This is a genomic window from uncultured Desulfovibrio sp., from assembly GCF_944324525.1.
GTDB lineage: Bacteria > Desulfobacterota > Desulfovibrionia > Desulfovibrionales > Desulfovibrionaceae > Desulfovibrio.
In genome coordinates this window covers 120,708-137,223 of sequence record NZ_CALUWS010000001.1, presented here as the reverse complement: position 1 = coordinate 137,223, position 16,516 = coordinate 120,708, and the positions used below count along the sequence as shown (strand labels likewise).

General features: G+C 65.5%; 14 protein-coding genes and 2 tRNA genes. 7 read left to right on the top strand and 9 right to left on the bottom strand.

The features are described from left to right. Nucleotides 1–313: 313 nt before the first annotated feature. The gene (locus Q0K12_RS00595; protein WP_297259453.1) at nucleotides 314–652 is read right to left on the bottom strand and encodes a helix-turn-helix transcriptional regulator; all 339 of its coding nucleotides are present in this window, start codon (nucleotides 650–652) and stop codon (nucleotides 314–316) included. On the opposite strand from Q0K12_RS00595, the gene Q0K12_RS00590 reads away from it, so the two are divergent. Beyond that, nucleotides 645–1,376, top strand: a complete 732-nt coding sequence (locus Q0K12_RS00590) for a class I SAM-dependent methyltransferase (protein ID WP_297259452.1) — start codon at nucleotides 645–647, stop codon at nucleotides 1,374–1,376. The genes Q0K12_RS00595 and Q0K12_RS00590 overlap by 8 nt on opposite strands. Before the next feature lie 399 nt (nucleotides 1,377–1,775). On the opposite strand, the gene Q0K12_RS00585 is transcribed toward Q0K12_RS00590, so the two are convergent. Continuing rightward, a complete protein-coding gene (locus Q0K12_RS00585) occupies nucleotides 1,776–2,801 on the bottom strand; it encodes a molybdopterin-binding protein (RefSeq protein WP_363315607.1) in 1,026 nt (341 codons plus the stop codon). Between the two features lie 184 nt (nucleotides 2,802–2,985). Between Q0K12_RS00585 and Q0K12_RS00580 the strand changes: the two genes are divergently transcribed. From Q0K12_RS00580 to Q0K12_RS00570, 3 genes are all read left to right on the top strand, one after another. After that, a complete protein-coding gene (locus Q0K12_RS00580; protein ID WP_297259448.1) occupies nucleotides 2,986–3,507 on the top strand; it encodes a DVU3141 family protein in 522 nt (173 codons plus the stop codon). A gap of 114 nt (nucleotides 3,508–3,621) precedes the next feature. Then, a complete protein-coding gene (locus tag Q0K12_RS00575) occupies nucleotides 3,622–5,184 on the top strand; it encodes an SLBB domain-containing protein (RefSeq protein WP_297259447.1) in 1,563 nt (520 codons plus the stop codon). A 369-nt stretch (nucleotides 5,185–5,553) separates the two neighbouring features. Then, a complete protein-coding gene (locus Q0K12_RS00570) occupies nucleotides 5,554–5,910 on the top strand; it encodes a hypothetical protein (RefSeq protein WP_297259445.1) in 357 nt (118 codons plus the stop codon). A 99-nt stretch (nucleotides 5,911–6,009) separates the two neighbouring features. Here Q0K12_RS00570 and Q0K12_RS00565 read toward each other — a convergent pair whose 3' ends face one another. Next, on the bottom strand, nucleotides 6,010–8,193 hold the full coding sequence (locus tag Q0K12_RS00565; RefSeq protein WP_363315606.1) for a heavy metal translocating P-type ATPase: 2,184 nt from the start codon (nucleotides 8,191–8,193) through the stop codon (nucleotides 6,010–6,012). Between the two features lie 445 nt (nucleotides 8,194–8,638). On the opposite strand from Q0K12_RS00565, the gene Q0K12_RS00560 reads away from it, so the two are divergent. Beyond that, the gene (locus Q0K12_RS00560; protein ID WP_297259442.1) at nucleotides 8,639–9,130 is read left to right on the top strand and encodes a Cd(II)/Pb(II)-responsive transcriptional regulator; all 492 of its coding nucleotides are present in this window, start codon (nucleotides 8,639–8,641) and stop codon (nucleotides 9,128–9,130) included. A 107-nt stretch (nucleotides 9,131–9,237) separates the two neighbouring features. On the opposite strand, the gene Q0K12_RS00555 is transcribed toward Q0K12_RS00560, so the two are convergent. From Q0K12_RS00555 to Q0K12_RS00530, 6 genes are all read right to left on the bottom strand, one after another. Further along, nucleotides 9,238–9,948: a DUF533 domain-containing protein gene (locus Q0K12_RS00555; protein WP_297259441.1), complete on the bottom strand. Its 711-nt coding sequence runs from the start codon at nucleotides 9,946–9,948 to the stop codon at nucleotides 9,238–9,240. A gap of 202 nt (nucleotides 9,949–10,150) precedes the next feature. Continuing rightward, nucleotides 10,151–10,226 (bottom strand) — tRNA-Asn (locus tag Q0K12_RS00550). 319 nt (nucleotides 10,227–10,545) lie between these two features. Beyond that, nucleotides 10,546–10,621, bottom strand: a tRNA-Asn gene (locus Q0K12_RS00545). Between the two features lie 68 nt (nucleotides 10,622–10,689). Beyond that, nucleotides 10,690–11,358, bottom strand: coding sequence for an epoxyqueuosine reductase QueH (locus Q0K12_RS00540; protein WP_297259439.1), 669 nt, complete (start codon nucleotides 11,356–11,358; stop codon nucleotides 10,690–10,692). Then, nucleotides 11,343–14,027 carry an Rne/Rng family ribonuclease gene (locus Q0K12_RS00535; RefSeq protein ID WP_297259437.1) on the bottom strand — a complete coding sequence of 895 codons (2,685 nt, stop codon included), beginning with the start codon at nucleotides 14,025–14,027 and terminating at the stop codon, nucleotides 11,343–11,345. Before Q0K12_RS00535 ends, Q0K12_RS00540 begins: the two co-directional genes overlap by 16 nt. A gap of 343 nt (nucleotides 14,028–14,370) precedes the next feature. Further along, a complete protein-coding gene (locus Q0K12_RS00530) occupies nucleotides 14,371–15,066 on the bottom strand; it encodes a metallophosphoesterase (RefSeq protein ID WP_297259436.1) in 696 nt (231 codons plus the stop codon). 70 nt (nucleotides 15,067–15,136) lie between these two features. Between Q0K12_RS00530 and Q0K12_RS00525 the strand changes: the two genes are divergently transcribed. Together Q0K12_RS00525 and Q0K12_RS00520 are read left to right on the top strand one after the other, a co-directional pair. After that, nucleotides 15,137–15,757 (top strand): 5-formyltetrahydrofolate cyclo-ligase, encoded by a 621-nt coding sequence (locus Q0K12_RS00525; RefSeq protein WP_297259433.1) that lies wholly within the window; start codon nucleotides 15,137–15,139, stop codon nucleotides 15,755–15,757. Continuing rightward, nucleotides 15,748–16,500 (top strand): polyphenol oxidase family protein, encoded by a 753-nt coding sequence (locus tag Q0K12_RS00520; RefSeq protein WP_297259431.1) that lies wholly within the window; start codon nucleotides 15,748–15,750, stop codon nucleotides 16,498–16,500. Before Q0K12_RS00525 ends, Q0K12_RS00520 begins: the two co-directional genes overlap by 10 nt. The last annotated feature ends 16 nt before the right edge of the window (nucleotides 16,501–16,516 follow it).

Here is a 16,516-nt window from a genome sequence, read left to right as displayed (position 1 = left end):
ACGCCTGTCTCTTTCTTTTTCCGGCCCGGGCCTGCCACGCCAAACGCCACCGGCGCAGGGCCTGCCCGTCCTCAACCTGATCCCGACTTCCTCCTCCCTTCTCCCTTTCCCTCAGTTCCGCACAGCGCCCATCCTGCACATGGATGAGGCCAACGCGGAGCCTCACATCTCCGCTCCACATTGAACACGCGACATCCCTTTTTCCTGAAAAAGCGCCATCGTGTCATAAGAACGTAACAAAAATTTCATATCCTCTCCAAAAAACAGCAAAAATGACGCCTCTGTCTGGTGAGGACCGCGGCAAGCGAAATGCCTACTCAAGCAGGCCGGCTTCCCTGAGCATGGCCACGGGATCGACCTCCATCTTTTGCGCAATGGTTAGAAATTCAATGACATCAAGCCTGCGTTCGCCGCTTTCATATTTCGATACATATGATTGCGGCTTGTCGAGGCGCGCGGCAAGCGCCATCTGGGTAAGACCGCAGTGCTTGCGTGTACGCTTGAGGACCGCCGTCAACGCCTCATACGCCCGAGTTTCTCCTGTGGACATGGTGCACCTCATCTTTTCGACGAGGCTAGTTGAGCTTGCACAATATCCCAAAATAGGATATTTTTCTCCAGGAAAAAACGAGGAGGGAAACTCCATGCTCATCCCGCTGATATCCTATGTGCTGGATCGTCTGCCTTTCGGCAATTCCCTGAAGGGCATCACGCCCGCCATGCTGAAAGACTTCATGATCAGGACGAGAGCGCCGCACTGGCATGAATACGCCATCCGCAAGCGGCAATGGCGCCGCCACGCCTGCACGGCCTGCCGCTGGCTGTACGGCGTCCTGCCACGCGACGCGGCCGTTTTTGAACCGGGCTGCGGCAGTGCCGCCAATCTCCTCTGGCTGGGACAGAAGGGCTTGCGAAAGCTGTCCGGCTCGGACATCTCGCCCGAGGCGCTGGAACTGGGCGTACAGCTGGCGGGCAGCCTGCATCTGCCGCTCGAGGTCTGGCATGACGACGCCCTGCACCCGTCACGCCTGCCGCAGCAGCTGGACGGCATCCTTTCCGTGAACTGGCTGTACCACATCCCCGGCGCGGATCTTGGCGATTTCCTGCGGCGCTACCGGCCGGCCCTCAAGCCGGGCGGCTATCTTGCCTGCGACATGGTGACGCGCCACTATGATCATGTGCCGGGCAATCAGTGGCATTCCGCGGACAGGGAGCTGCCCGAAGAACAACGCCGCCCGTCGGAGTACACGCTGCGGCTCGATCCCGACGAGGTGCGGCAGCTGGCGGAGGAGCACGACTTCCGTCTTGTGCGCTCCACCTGCTTCGTGCTGAGCCGCCCGCAGCGCGCCGTCTACCTCCTGCGGCGCGAAGCATAGAGCATGTTAACACAAATTTTACATATTATTTCAATAGATAAGACAATTCATTCATATAAACTCCGCTTGCCCTCAGGGGGGTGGCTGCCTCGTCCTCGGTATCCTCCCCTGATAAAAGCGCGCTGGGGAAGGGATGGGGGGCTTGGGGGGAAGGAAAACCCGCTCCCGCGCCGGCGGCGACCGAAAGGCGGCCCGCAGGGCCGTGCCCGTTAGGCGACGAAGGAGCCTTACGGGCATCGACAGCAGAGCGAGGGGTTTCCCTTCCCCCCAAATAGGCAGTAAATAGTGTTAACAGGCCCTAACAGCCCGGACGCAAGGCGAGATCTGCCGTGCGTGCACGCCAAAGCGCCCGCATCTTGTGATGCGGGCGCTTGCGGGATTCGGAAAGACTGTTTTCGTCTACTTGCCGAACGGGCACACCGGATAGCGACACTGCGGACAGCCGGAACAGAAGCCGCCATGCCCCAGTGCCGCGATGTCTTCCGCGCGGATATCCAGCCCGGCCAGCAGGCGGGGCACCATGAGTTCAAAGATGCTGGCCTTGTGGTACATGACGCAGCCCGGCAGGCCCAGCACCGGTATGCGCCTGCCCGCCGCCTCCAGGAAGGCCAGCAGGAACATGGCTCCGGGATAGACGGGCGCGCCGTAAGTGACGATCCGCGCCCCCGTGGCCCGGATGGAGGCGGGCGTCCTGTCGTCCGGGTCCACGGACATGCCGCCCGTGACCACGATCATGTCCGCGCCCTGCGCCACAAAATCCGTGATGGCCGCCGAGGTCATGGCCTCATCGTCGCTGGTCAGGGTCTGCCCCAGCACCGTGCAGCCCAGATCCGCGAACTTCTGGCGCAGCACCGGCCCGAAGGCATCCTTGATGCGGCCGCTGTAGATCTCGCTGCCCGTGGTCACGATGCCCACGGCGGCGGCGGCCAGCGGATGCACCCGCAGCACCGGCGCGCTCACCAGTTCTTCCAGACGCCGCAGGCGGTCCTCCTCGATCATGAGCGGCACCACGCGCGTCCCGGCCACATCCTGCCCGGCTTCCACAAGGCGCATGCTGTGCAGGGTGGCCAGGGTGATCTCGCCTATGCCGTTGATGGCGGCCAGCGTGGGCACATCCACTTCCAGGATGCCGCGGCAGTCCGCCGAAAAGTTGATGCGGCCCTCCTTGGGCTCGCTCAGGCGCAGATGCGGCCCGCACACCGCCGCGGCGATGCGGGCGGCGGCATCGTTCTCATGCACCATGCCGGGGCAGGGCGCATAGACGTAGAGGTGTTCCTTGCCCACATCCAGCAGGGTGGCGATATCCTCCTCGCGCACCACATGCCCCTTGCGGAACACGGGCCCCTTGCTTTCCCCGGGCACGATGCGGGTGATGTCATGACAGAGCACCGTCCCCACGGCATCCCGCACATCAATGATCTTCATATCCAGTTTTGCCATGCTTCCTCCGAAAACGCGCCCTCCCGGCGCAGGATACATCTTAGCCCATTGACGCCAAAGCGCAAGCCCGGCGGACGCGCGCGGCACATTGCACGGAGCGCGCACGTTGACAGCGACGGTAATCTTTGCAAGATGAATCAGGCGGGCAAAGACCCGCAAGGAGCCCTTCATGAAAAATGCCGCACTTTTGCTTGCCCTGTCCCTGACGGTCCCGCTGGCGGGCTGTTTCGGCGGAGAAAGCACGCCGCCTCCGCCGCCGCCCGGCCCGGTGGAGACCTTTCTGATCAATGCCGCGCCGGGAGCCAGCACCACGGTGGACGATCCGCAGTTCGGCCCGCAGGTTCATGTGTTGCTTGAAGACAACTTCATCTCCGCTTCGGGCGAGAACTGCCGTCGCGCCACCGTGCGCAGCCAGCGGCAGGAGGCCGAAGTGGTCGTCATCTGCCGGGACGGGCAGGGCGTCTGGCGTCTGGCCCCCCGCGTCTGGGGACAGGGGCTGACGCCGCCTTCCGCGGAAAAGACCGCCGCCCCGCAGACGAAGCAGGCTGCGCCCGCCACGGCGGCCGCCGGCCAGCCTGCAGCCCGTCCGACGGCTGCGGAAACGCCGGCGCAAGCCGCCGCCCCCGCGGCCTCCGACGCTCCGGCGGCAGACAAGGACGGCGGCACGGAAAGCCCGGCCTCGTCCCTGTAACTTCGTCATCTCGGGGAACGCCCCGCACAACCTTCTTCCGCTCCCTCGTCGCCCATCCGAAGCAACGAGGGAGCAATAGTTTCTCAGTCCCCTTAAACAGAGCAAGGAACTCGCATGAAACGTCCTCTTCTTTACACGGTGCTCCTGCTGCTGGGCCTGCTTTTCGGGCAGCAGGACGCGCAGGCGGCGGATGCGCCGGCTCCTTACGGGGCCAATCTCTTTCAGGGAAATTTCAGCAAGGAAAGCAAGAGCGGTCAGGTGCTGCCCGGCGACCGCATCGTCCTGCGCCTCTGGGGCGGCCCGCTCACGGTGGACACCACGCTTACCGTGGACGCCAATGGACATGTCGCCATCCCCGAAGTCGGCGACATGCTGGTGGCGGGGCTGGCCTATGACAATCTCACGGACGCCCTGCGCAGCAAGCTGGCCGCCTCGGGCCATGCGGACAGCCAGATCTATGTGGCCCCGCTGGACAATCAGCCCGTATCGGTCTTCATCACCGGCAACGTGGTGCGGCCCGGCCGTTACAGCGGCATCCCCAACGACACGGTGCTGAGCTTCCTGGACAAGGCCGGCGGCATCGACCCGCAGCGCGGCAGCTACCGCCGCATCCAGCTCAACCGCGGCGGACGCACCCTGCAGGAATTCGACCTCTATCCCTTCGTCCAGCGCGGGCAGTTGCCGGGCGTACGCTTCATGGACAACGACACGCTGGTGGTGCTGGACAAGGGCCCGTCCGTCAGCGTCGCCGGGGCGGTGCGCAACAGCGCCCTGTTTGAGCTGCGCGCGGGGCAGACCAGCGGCAAGGACCTCCTCACGCTCGCCGAGCCGGACAATACCGCCAGCCACATCGCCCTCAAGGGCATACGCAACGGCGCGCCCTACAATACCTATCTGCCCCTGCGGGAACTGGCCTCCCTGCCGCTGCAGGACGGCGACAGCCTGACGTTCATGGCCGACAATCCCGGCAGCACCATCAGCGTGCAGGTGCAGGGGGCGGTGCGCGGGGCGCGCAGCTTTCCCGTGCGCCGTGGCGCGCGGCTGGCCGAAGTGCTGAACTTCATCGCCGTGGAGCCCGGACGGGCCAATATCGACGCCATCCACATCAAGCGCAAGAGCGTGGTGCAGCAGCAGAAAAAGGCACTCGCCGACAGCCTGCACCGTCTGGAGGAGACCGCCCTTACCGCGTCCTCTTCCAGCTCCGAAGAGACCCAGATCCGCGCCAAGGAAGCGGAGATGATCACCAAGTTCGTGGAGCGGGCCAAGACCGTGGAGCCGGAAGGCATCGTGGTGCTGGGCCGGGGGGACAAGGTGGGGGATCTCACGCTGGAGGACGGCGACATCATCGTCATCCCCGCCAAGAGCGACGTGGTGCTGGTCAACGGGGAAGTCATGATCCCGCAGGCCATGCTCTGGAACGAGGACAACGACCTTGCCGACTACATCAAGGGAGCGGGCGGCTACAACAGCCGTGCCGACCGCGCCCATGTGCTGGTCATGCGCCAGAACGGTTCCGTCTCCGGGGATACGGACGACATCCGGCCCGGGGATCAGATCCTGGTGCTGCCCAAGGTGGAATCCAAGAACATGCAGGCCGTCAAGGACGTCTCCACCGTACTCATGCAGGTGGCCGTCTCGGCAGGCACGGTGCTCGGCCTGAGCTCGCTGCTCAACTAGAGCATTTTCCGTTTGAAACGCTTTGCGTTCCAAACCATACGGCCTGTCGTTTCGCGGAAAAACGCGGTTTTTCCGCTCACTTTGGGCCGGGCGGCGCTGTGCCGCCGCCTCGCGAACACTATTTTCTGCTTATTTGGGGGGCAGGGGAACCCCTCCGCCGGCGCGAGAGGGGTTCCCCTGCCCCCCAAGCCCCCCATCCCTTCCCCAGCGCGCTTTTACCAGGGGAGAGTCAGGGGCACGAGGCAAGCCAGCCCTCAAACGCATCTTCTCTTTTGAAATAATTTATAAAATTTCGTGATCGAAGGAGGGGGGAACAGACGCAGGCCTGTTCTCCCCCCCTTTTCACGCCGCCAAAGGAGGCAAAAGTTCATGTTCTCGTTGAAGTCTCTTCCCTTCCCCGGCGGACGGATATCGGGTAAGCGCCTGCTCTGGCTGCTGTTCTGCGGTTTCATGGCGGTGCTGTTCGCCCATGAGCTCTGGAACGTGCTCGCGCGGCCGGAGCTATATGCCCAGCTGTGGGGAGCGGTAGCCACAAGCGCTTTCTGGCAGTATTCTTCCCGTGAGATCTATATCCTTTCCACGGCTGCGCTGGCTGTCTGGTTTCTGGCGGGCGTGGGCCTTGCCCTCTGGCGTCGCCCTGCCGGGCACATCCTCCTTCGGGCGCATGTCGTCCTGAGCCTGCTTTGGCTGGTCTCCACCATGCTGCAGGGCAGGGAGTTTTGCTGAGCGCGGCGGCACGAAAAAACGCGGGGAAAGCATCCCCTTTCCCCGCGTCATGGACAATGTATCATGGACAATGCCCGGCCTGTCCGCCGGATGGCCGCCCTACAGGCGGCGGGCCCGCAGGCCGTTGGCCACCACGATGAGCGACGTGCCCACGTCGGCAAAGACAGCCAGCCACATGCTGGCCTGTCCGCTGAAGGTCAGGACAAGAAAGATCGCCTTGACCCCCACGGCCAGCACGATGTTCTGCACGATGATACGGTAGACGGCGCGGGAAAGCCGGATGAAACGGGGGATCTTGCGCAAGTCGTCGTCCATGAGGGCGACGTCCGCCGTCTCGATGGCCGTGTCCGTCCCTCCGGCCGCCATGCCGAAGCCGATATGCGCGCAGGCCAGCGCGGGCGCGTCGTTGATGCCGTCACCCACCATGCCCACAGGGCCCTCACGGCCCAATTCCCGCACGATGCGCTCCTTGTCGTCCGGCAGCAACCGGGCATGGACGGCATCCACGCCCGCCGCACGGCCGACCGCTTCCGCCGTATGCGGATTGTCCCCGGTCAGCATGACGGTGCTGATGCCCAGCTCCCGCAGTTCCCGCACGGCCTCGACGCTTTCGGGGCGGAGCGTATCCGCCACGGCGAGGAGGGCCAGCACCTCGCTGTCAGCGTGCAGGGCCACCACGCTCTTCCCCGCAGTCTCCAGCGCCGTGATCCGTTCTTCCAGCGCGGGGGAGAGCAACTTCCTCTCCGCCAGCATGCGCCTGTTGCCCAGCGCCACTTCACGGCCGCCGATGCGGCCGCGTATGCCCTGTCCCGGCACGGCGGCAACGTCCTCCACAGGGGCAAGGGCGCTTTCCGGCAGGGCCGCGGCCGTGACGATGGCCCGCGAGACGGGATGGTCCGAACGGGCGGCCAGACTGGCGGCCAGCAGGCGGCACGCTTCCTCCGCAAGGGAGCCGCAGGGCAGGAAGTCCGTCTGTCGCGGCCGGCCGTGGGTCAGCGTCCCCGTCTTGTCCAGCGCCAGCCGGCGCAACTGACGGCCCTTTTCCAGAAAGACGCCGCCCTTGATCAGTATGCCGTGGCGGCTCGCCGCCGCAAGTCCGCTGACGATGCTGACCGGCGTGGAGATGACCAGCGCGCAAGGGCAACCGATGACGAGCAGCACCAGCGCCATGTATACGGCATCCGCCCAGTCGCTCAGTCCCAGAAGGGGCGGCAGGCAGGCCGTCAGCAGGGCCAGCAGGAAGATGGCCGGCGTGTAGTAGCGAGCAAAGCTGTCCACCAGCCGTTGCAGGGGCGCGCGCGTGGCCTGGGCCTTTTCCACCGCGTCGATGATGCGCGCCAGCGTGGACGCCGAGGCCGGGGCCGTGCTTTCCATGATGAAGGAGCCGGACGTGTTGATGGTCCCGGCATAGACCGTATCGCCCGCCGTCTTTTCCACCGGCAGGCTCTCGCCGGTGATGGGGGCCTGATCGACGGCGGAATGGCCTTCCACGACCAGCCCGTCCAGAGCGATCTTTTCCCCGGGAGCCACGCGCACGCGGCTGTGCGGCGCGATGTGGCGCGCCTCCATCCGCTGCCATGTGCCGTCCGCCTGCTGCACGAGGGCGGTCTCCGGCGCAAGGGCCAGCAGTTCGCCTATGGCGTTGCGCGCCCGCTCCAGTGCCCGGGCTTCCAGCGCCTCGGACAGGTTGAAAAGCACCATGACCATGGCCGCTTCGGGGAAGTGCCCGATGCAGACGGCTCCGGTCACGGCCACGGACATGAGCGCATTGATGTTCAGATTCCCGTTGCGCACGGCCAGCCAGCCCTTGCGGTAGGTGGTGAGGCCGGATACGGCGATGGCCGCCAGCGCGCAGAGCAGGGCGACGGCCTCCGGCAGGCTCCAGCCCCCCGGCCAGAGGGGCGTTGGCGAGAGCGCGGCCTGCGCGCGCCACATCTCGAACAGTTCGGCGGCTTCGGAGAGGGCCGCCAACCCCCCGGCCAGCAAAAGACGCTTCCAGGGGATGGAGGCGGCGGGCAGAGCCTCCCCGCCCCGGGCCGGGATGCCCGCTTCAAGACGCTGCGGCTCCATGTCGATGTCCCGCAGGGCCTGCTCGATGCTTTCCGTGGAAGGCAGCGCATGATGCACCGTCAGCACCCGCTGCATCAGGTTGAACTCCAGCCCCGTGATCCCCGGCAGGGAAGAAAGCTTTTTCCTGATCAACGCCTCTTCCGTGGGGCAGTCCATGTTCAGGATGCGGTACAGGACGCAGGTAGCCGACGTCAGCCTTGCCACGGCCGCCATATCAGGCGCTTCTAGCGCCGCATCATGGCCGCCGCAGCAGCAGTGTTCATGGGCAGGCGAGGCTCCCGCATCCGGTGATGACGGGCAAGCGGCGGGCGATGCCGCCTTTTCCGCAAGGGGCGCGTCCGCGGCGGCATCCCGGCAGCAGGCGCAGGAGGAAAGGACTTCAGCCATAACATACTCCAGAGGATACGGCCTCCGCCACGTACGGCGGGGCCGGGTTGATGACATATCCCCCTGTTGCATGGCATACTTGCCGACAGGGGAGGCTCCCGCCGTTCATCCGGCGTCCCGCACGCAGCGGGGACAGCGGCTGAGCGGCAGGAGATACGTCAAGCCTACTCCCTCGAGCTGGTAGAGGGTCAAGCCCTTTTTCTTTTTTTGGGGGATAACAAGAAGACAAAGGACGGGAGAGGGGAAAGCCGCAGCTGCATGGAGGAAAAAAATGGCGTACAAGATCGGCGAACTGGCCCGTCATGTCGGTTGTCGCGTCGTCACCATCCGCTATTACGAAAAGGAGGGGCTGCTCCGCTCGCCCGAGCGCACGGCGGGCAATTACCGTCTTTATGACGAAACGGATGTCGAGCGCCTGCGCTTCATCCGCCAGTGCCGCCTGCACGGCATGGCGCTCCACGAGATCCGCGAACTCCTCTCCTTTCAGGATCAGCCTCGGCAAAGCTGCGACTGGATCACGGCCCTGGTGCAGCGGCATCTGGCCAATGTGGATGCGCAGATCGCCGCGCTGACGCATCTGCGCGAGCATCTTGCCTCGCTGCTGCATGCCTGCACCGGCGGCCGGGCGGCCGACTGCGGCATACTGGCCCAGCTGCGCAAGGGGGAAACTTGCCGCCGCTGCGAAGAGATGCAGCAGCAACAGGACGCGACAGGACATACCCCGACCGGAGGCACGACGAAAAAACGCACGCCCACGGCCTGAACGTCAGACAGGGAACGGCAAAAAGCCGGAGCAGGACTCCGGCTTTTTCATCATGACGGCCTCCTTTGGGAAAAAGGAGGGCGGCATACTGCTCAAAGAGCAGGGGTTCAGGCGGTGACGGCCAGCTGCTGCTTGGCCTGGACGGCTTCCAGCTCCAGCACATCCTTTCGCTGCGGCAAGATGTTCAGGGCCTGCGCAAGCCCGTCAAGGTAGCTGCGCTCCATGAAGTGGTCGATATCCACGATGAGGCAGGAGAGACGGTAGACGTCTTCTCCCTGTTCGGCGGAACAGACCTGCGCCGCCAGCACGGCCGGATTGATGGGCTCGTTCAGCAAGGCATTGACGAGCTGGCCGGCATCCTGTCCGGGGAACATCTGGGCCACCATCTTGGAGATGCGCTCCTGTTCCGTGGCGTCGATGTGCCCGTCGGCGCGGGCGGCGAAGATCATGGCCCGCAGGAGCAGCATGGCCGTGGGATCGCCGGCCCCCACCACAGGCCCCGCCGGGGCCGCGGCGGGCTGCGCCATCCCGAAGCTTGCGGCGGCCTGCTGGGTCGCAGCGCCTTGCTCCTTCTTGTCCGACCATTTCTTGTAGAAATTCCAGGCCACTGCCCCGGCGCCCACCAGCGCCGCGTTCTGCAGCATGTCCTTGGAAAGCACGGAGCCCAGCAAGGCCCCCAGCGCACCGGCCCCCAGCAGGCCGCCCATGCCGCCGGGCGTATTCCTGGTCAGATCGCTCGCGCCGCTCTTGGCCTTGTCGGCCAGCGAACCGAGGGTAGCGCCCCAGTCCTTGCCCTTGATGATATCAAAAAGTGACATATTGGTTTACCTCTGAAAGATTGCGGGAGTGATATTCTGGAAGAAGATAATAGACCGCAGGTCTGTTCTGTCAAGGCGGGAAGGGAGAGGAGGGGAGTTTGTCACCCAATTGTCACATTGCGTGCCGCCGCCTCTTTTTCGGGCGGCGGAACGCACAAAAGGAAAAGCCCCTGCGCTGAACAGCGCAGGGGCTTTGCTTCCGTGGCTCCCCGAGACGGACTTGAACCGCCAACCTAGTGATTAACAGTCACCCGCTCTGCCGATTGAGCTATCGGGGAATGTCGAAATGACGAAGACCCTTTTATGTGATGCCGCCCCATCTGTCAAGGAAAAACATATTTTTTCTTTGCCGCAGGATGCGTGAGCGCACCGCCCGTGGAAACGGCGTCGTTTGCGCGGGGCAGGGCGGCGGGAAGTATCGGGCGTACCTGTCCCGCTATGCCACGGCGATGCTTTTTCCGGTATCGGCGGCAGGCGGGATGAGGCGTCCCTGTTCGTTCCGGTTCGTTCGTGCTGGCGCAGCTCCCTTGTCTTGCGGACAAAGCGCCCATAATGGAAAAAGCCCCTGCGCTGTTCAGCGCAGAGGCTTTGCTTCCGTGGCTCCCCGAGACGGACTTGAACCGCCAACCTAGTGATTAACAGTCACCCGCTCTGCCGATTGAGCTATCGGGGAATGTCGAACTGACAAAGATGCTTGTACGCATCTTTTCGCCTGAGGTCAAGAAAAAAATTTTCTTTTTTTCAGGCCTGCCCGCCGGCCGTCACCAGACGCCGCCATTTCTTGTGGTAGCGTTCCGCCTCGCTGTAGACGCAGCCGCAGTACGGTTGCCGGTAAACGCCCCAGGCCTTGGAAATGTCGATGCCCGCCTGCCAGTCCGTGCGGAAATCCTGATAGACGAAGCGCGGCCCTGCCGTCTGTGCGGCCTCCGCTCCCGCCGTGGAGGCGGGGAGCGCCTCGGGCAGGACAGCCGGGACATCCAGCCCGCTCAGCCGAAAGCCCGCCGCGGCGATGGCATCGTGCGGCTGATAGCGGGAGTAGAGCAGGCTGCTGGAAAAATGGGCATAGCCCAGCGCGCGGGCAGCGGCATAGGCCGCCTCCATCCGGCTGGTGCAGCACCAGCGACAGCGTTCCGGCGGCAGGTCGCGCCCGGCCACCTGCCGCAGCCAGGCCACGATATCCCACGGGGCATCCTCGTACAGGATGGGGATGCCCAGCCGTTCGGCACATTCCCCGGCGGCCTCACGCCGCCGGAAGTACTCGCTCAACGGCTGGATATTGGGATTCATGAACCAGGCCGTCACCGCATAGCCCGCCTCCTGCAGGCGCTGCACCGGCATGATGGAGCAGGGCCCGCAGCAGACGTGCAAAAGCAGGCTGTTGGCGGCAGGAGGCGTTACGGACGCAGGCATATCTCGATGCTCTTGCCGAAGCTGTTTTCCATATCGCGCAGGGTATCCCGCTTGTGGTTGAGCAGATACATGCCCACTTCGGCGGTGGTCTCAAAGCGCAGCCGCTCCTCCTGGCAGGAACGCAGCAGGCTGCGCAGTTCGCGCAGGGCCTGCAGGGCCTGCCACTCGCGATTGCGCCGCTGGCCGGTACCGTTGCAGTGCGGGCAGGGCTCCATGCTGATGGCCAGCGCCGAGGACCCCATGCGCTGCCGCACCAGCTCCAGCAGCCCGAAAGAACTCATGCGGCCCACATCGTGCCGGGCGCGATCATTCTTCATGGCCGTGCGCAGGGTCTTCTCCACTTCCAGGATATGCTTGCGGTCGCGCATCTCGATGAAGTCGATGACCACCTGTCCGCCGATGTCGCGCAGCTTGAGCTGACGGGCGATGGTCTCCGCCGCTTCCACATTGGTCTTGAAGGCCATGGACTCGAAGTTGACCTTGCCGGAGATCTTGCCGGAGTTGATGTCCACGGCCATGAGGGCTTCCGTCTGGTCAAAGACCAGCCGCCCGCCCGAGGGCAGGGTCACCTCGCGGGAATAGATCTGGTCGAGCTGACGGCGCAGGTTGAAACGCTCCCACAGGGTATGCCGCGTGTCCGAATGCAGGCGCACCAGATCCTTCTTGCGCGGGAAGAGCTGGCTCACCGTATCGCGGATGCTGTCGGCCAGCGCCTCGTTATCCACCCATATCTCGCACACGTCGTCGGTCAGGTAGTCGCGCACGGCCCGTTCCGGCAGGCCGGGCTCCTCATGGATGAGGGCCGGGGCCGTCACTTCTGTCGCCTTCTTGCGGATGTCCTTCCAGACGCGCTTGAGGTATTGCAGGTCGCTGCGCAGGATCGTCTTGGTGACCCCCGCGCTCACCGTGCGGACGATGACGCCCAGCCCCTCGCCGGGGTCGATGCCGTTCATCATCTCGCGCAGCCGGGCCCGTTCCTCGTCATTGTCCACCTTGCGCGAGACGCCGATCTGTTCCTGACCGGGCGTCAGCACGAGGAAGCGTCCGGCCAGCGACAGCCAGGTGGTGAGGAAGGCCCCCTTGCTGCCGTTGGGCTCCTTGACGACCTGCACGAGCACTTCCTGTCCGGCCTTGAGCACCTTTTGGATGGGCGGGTACTTCTTGCCCTTGGCCGGTTCATGATGGGTCAGCCAGTATTCGGGGTGCACCTCGTCGATCTGCAAAAAGCCGTTCTTGCCCGCGCCGTAGCTGACGAAAGCCGCCTGCAGGTTGGTGTCGATATTGTGGATGACGCCCTTGTAGATATTGCCCTTGAGCTTCTTCTGATGCAGCATGTCAAGGTAGTATTCCAGCAGCACGCCTTCCTCGGACAGGGCGACTTCCACCTGCTCGCCGGGAAGGATGCTGATGAACATGCGCTGCCGCCCCGTGGAGGATGCCGCTCTGGCCTTGACCGCCGCCGCGCGGACGCCGCCCTTCTTGACCGGTTCGGCGATCTCCGCGCCTTCTTCGGCGTCCTCCGCCTCGCCGGCAGGGGAGGGGGCGTCTTCCGCCGCGTCTTCCCCGGCAAAAATATCGCTCAGCGAGGGCGTTTCCGCAGCCTCGCCAGCCTGACGGTTCTTGCGGTTGCGTCCCCGGCCGCCCCGCCGTCCGCGGCGGCTCTTGCGGCGCGTCCCTTCCTCTTCCGTACCGGCGGAAGCCGCGGCGTCCCCGGCGTCTTTCGCCGGCTCCGTTCCCGCCGTCTCCGTGTCCGCGCCGGCGGGGACAGGGACCGGCAGGGCCTCTTCCCGCAGGGCGGGGACGCGGCTTTTTTCCTGCACGGCGGGCGGGAGGATATCCTGCTGCTCCAGGGCAAGCACAGCCTCCGGGGCGGCTGCCGGCGCTGCCGCTTCCGCCGCGCTGCCGCGCTTCCTGCCGCGAGAGGACGTCTTGCGGGAAGCGGGAGCGGCTCCATCGTCGGTCGCTTCGCCCTCGGACGAAGGCGCGTCAGCCGTGGTCCGCTGTTCCCGGGCCTCGACGGCCTGCCCGTCCGCCTCCGCCGCCGTCTTTTTCCTACCGCGTCCGCTGCGCGCCGTACGCCGGGGAGTGGCCGCCGCGCCTTCTTCAGCGGGGGCAGCCTCCTTTTCCGCAGCTTCCGCAACGGATGAAGGAACGCTTCCCTCTTCCGGCACAGCCCCCTCCGCAGAGGTGGCGGCCAGCGTCCGCTTGCGTCCCCGGGTACGCGACCTGGACGCGGGCGCGGCGTCGCCTTCCGCACCGGCCGTCTCGACCGGGCCGGCCTGCTCAGCGGAAGAGGCGGTCTCGGCTCCGGCATCTCCGGCGGCACGGGCTGCGCCCGTCTTGCGGCTCTTTCGTGCCGGGGACGTCTTTTTGGGCGCATCGGTCAGGGGATCGGGAGAGGATGCGGCGGCTTCCGCCTCCAGACCGGGGGCCATCGCCGCTACCGCATCTTCCGCCGCATCGGCGGCCCGGCGGCTGCGGCGCTTGCGCGGGGTGGCAGCCGCTTCGGCGGCATCGCCGGAACGGCGGGAGCTGCGTGCCGTACGGCGCGCGGACGAGGGAGGAACTTCCGGGGTGTCGGCGGCGGGAGCCGCGGCGGGAACAAAGGTGGGAGATGTATCGGCAGCGAGGGTCTCGCTTCCTTCAGGCTTTTCCTGATGGGATGTCATACCATTCCTTATGGACTGCGGACCGCAGTCAAAAAAAGTTTGCAGCCATCGTACGGACGGAGAAAAGTCTCTCCCTGAAAGCGGACAGGCCGCACGGGCGGTCCGCGGCTGCGAAAAGCCCTTGCCGCCGGAAGTTCCGGCGGGGGCCCGCGCCAGCGTCGAGAGGGCTGTCTGTCAAAATAGCATCATCCGCGCGAAAGATCTCCGGCGGAAGAGGGAGCAGAGCATACGGCCCGGCGTCCCGAAATTTACCGTCAACATGCCTGCGGCACGCGATGCCGGCCGCCACCCCCAAGCGGCGACCGCAAACGCGGCGGGATGGCCTTGAGCGGCCCGCGGCCGCCTAGTCTTCCTGCGGATCGAGGCGGCAGAGTTCGGCGGAAAGCTGGCCGTCGTTGCTGCGCACGACCACATAGCCGCCCTGAGCCAGCGCGCCGGGATTGACCACCAGCGTACGCCCCACGCGGTCGATGGCCCGCGCCTCATGGATGTGTCCGCACAGGCAGAGCTCCGGCTGAGCTTCTTCCAGAAATTCGCGCACCGCCGTGGAGCCCACATGCACATCGCCGGGAATGACGTCGCAGGCCGTATCCTTGGGCGGGTTATGGGACACGAGGATGGTGTGCGGATACACGCGCGCCCGCTGCCAGCAGGCATTGAGCCATTCCGAGAAGCTGGCTTCCGGGAACTCGCTGGGCGTCCCGAAGGGGGTGAAGGTCGATCCGCCCACCCCGAACAGGGCGATATCCGGCGTCAGTTCCTGTACGCGGGTATGCAGGTTGCATCCCTTCTCGCTCAGCCAGGCATCCACCTCGGGCCGGTCCATATTGCCGATCTGCGCCCACACCACGGGGCAGTGCCGCCACAGGACATCCATCACGAGCTCGGCCTGCTTGGCGCCGCCGGTAATGGTCAGATCGCCGGTCACGATGATCCCGTCGGCCTGCGCCAGTTCGGGGATACGGGCAAAGCACGCCGCATCGTCGTGTATGTCGCCTACGGCGATCCAGAGATAATCCTGCTTGGTGAGGCTTGGCATGGTCACACTTCCTTTGTTAGGCTTGCAACGCCGAAGACTGTGCCATATTTTACGCCACAAGGAAAGCACTATGTCCGCCACCTCTTTACCGGAACAAAAAAAAGTCCTGCGCGCGCGGCTGCGGCGGCTGCGCCGGGAGGTCGCCGCCACGCGGGGCGAAGAGCTTGCGGCGCGGGCGCACGCCCACCTGCTGGCGTCTCCTCTCTGGCGGCAGGCGCGCAGCGTCGCCCTCTATGTCTCCCTGCCGGACGAGCTGGATACGGCCCCTCTGCTGGATGCCGCCTGGCAGGCGGGGAAGACGCTCTATCTGCCCCGCGTCCGGCAGCAGTATGGTCTCATGGACTTCGTGGCGGTAGGCGGACGGGACGAGCTGCGGCCCGGCCCCTTCCAGCTGCTGGAACCGCTGGACAGCCTGCCGGGCTTCGGGCCGGACGCGGCGGGAGCGGCCTTCCGGCCGGACATCTTCATCGTGCCCGGTCTGGCCTTTGACCGGCAGGGCAGGCGGCTGGGCTTCGGCGGCGGCTATTATGACCGCTTCCTTTCCGGCGTGCGCGCACAGGGCGGCGACGCCGGCCCCCGCCCCTTTGTGGGGCTGTGCTTCCACTGCCAGCTCCAGGATGCGCTGCCCGCCGAACCGTGGGACGAGCGCATGACCCATATCTGTACGGACAGGGAGTGGCTATGTCTGTGAACGTGATCGCCTTCCATTTTCCCGGTCTGCCGCAGGTCGGCTGCGCCTTCCAGCTGCGGCGGGACCCCGTGCCGGAGCTTCCCGCCTCCGGCGGCAACATCTCCTTTGCCGTGCGGAGCGATACGGCGGAAAACGTGCTGGCCGCCCGGCGCGGACTGGCCGCCCGGCTGCATATCGAACGCTGGGCGGAATTGCGCCAGGTGCACGGCGACGGCCTGCTTTTCGATCCCGAACCTGTCGCCGCGGATGCGCAGCCCGTGGCGGAAGGGGACGGCATGGCCACCGACAGGCCCGATCTGCCCCTGTGCATCAAGACGGCGGACTGTCAGCCCATCCTGCTGGCGCATGCGGACGGACGGCACATCGCCGCCCTGCATGTGGGCTGGCGGGGCAACCGCTGCGGCTTCCCGCAGTCGGCCGTACGGCGCTTCTGCGAGCGTTACCATCTTTCTCCGCGAGACATCATGGCGGTGCGCGGGCCGAGTCTCGGCCCGGCCCGGGCGGAGTTCATCCATTTCGACACGGAATGGGGAGCGGACTTCCGGCCGTGGTTCCAGCCCGAGAGCCGGACCGTGGATCTCTGGGGCCTGACCCGTCACCAGCTGATGGAGGCCGGTCTCTTGTCCCGTCATATCTTCGGGGTGGACATCTGCACGGCCAGCAATCCCCGGCTCTGTTTCTCCCATCGCCACCACCCGGCCTCCGGGCGGCAGGCAAGCCTCATCTGGCGGCGGGAAGGCTGAGGCCCGCCACTTTCCA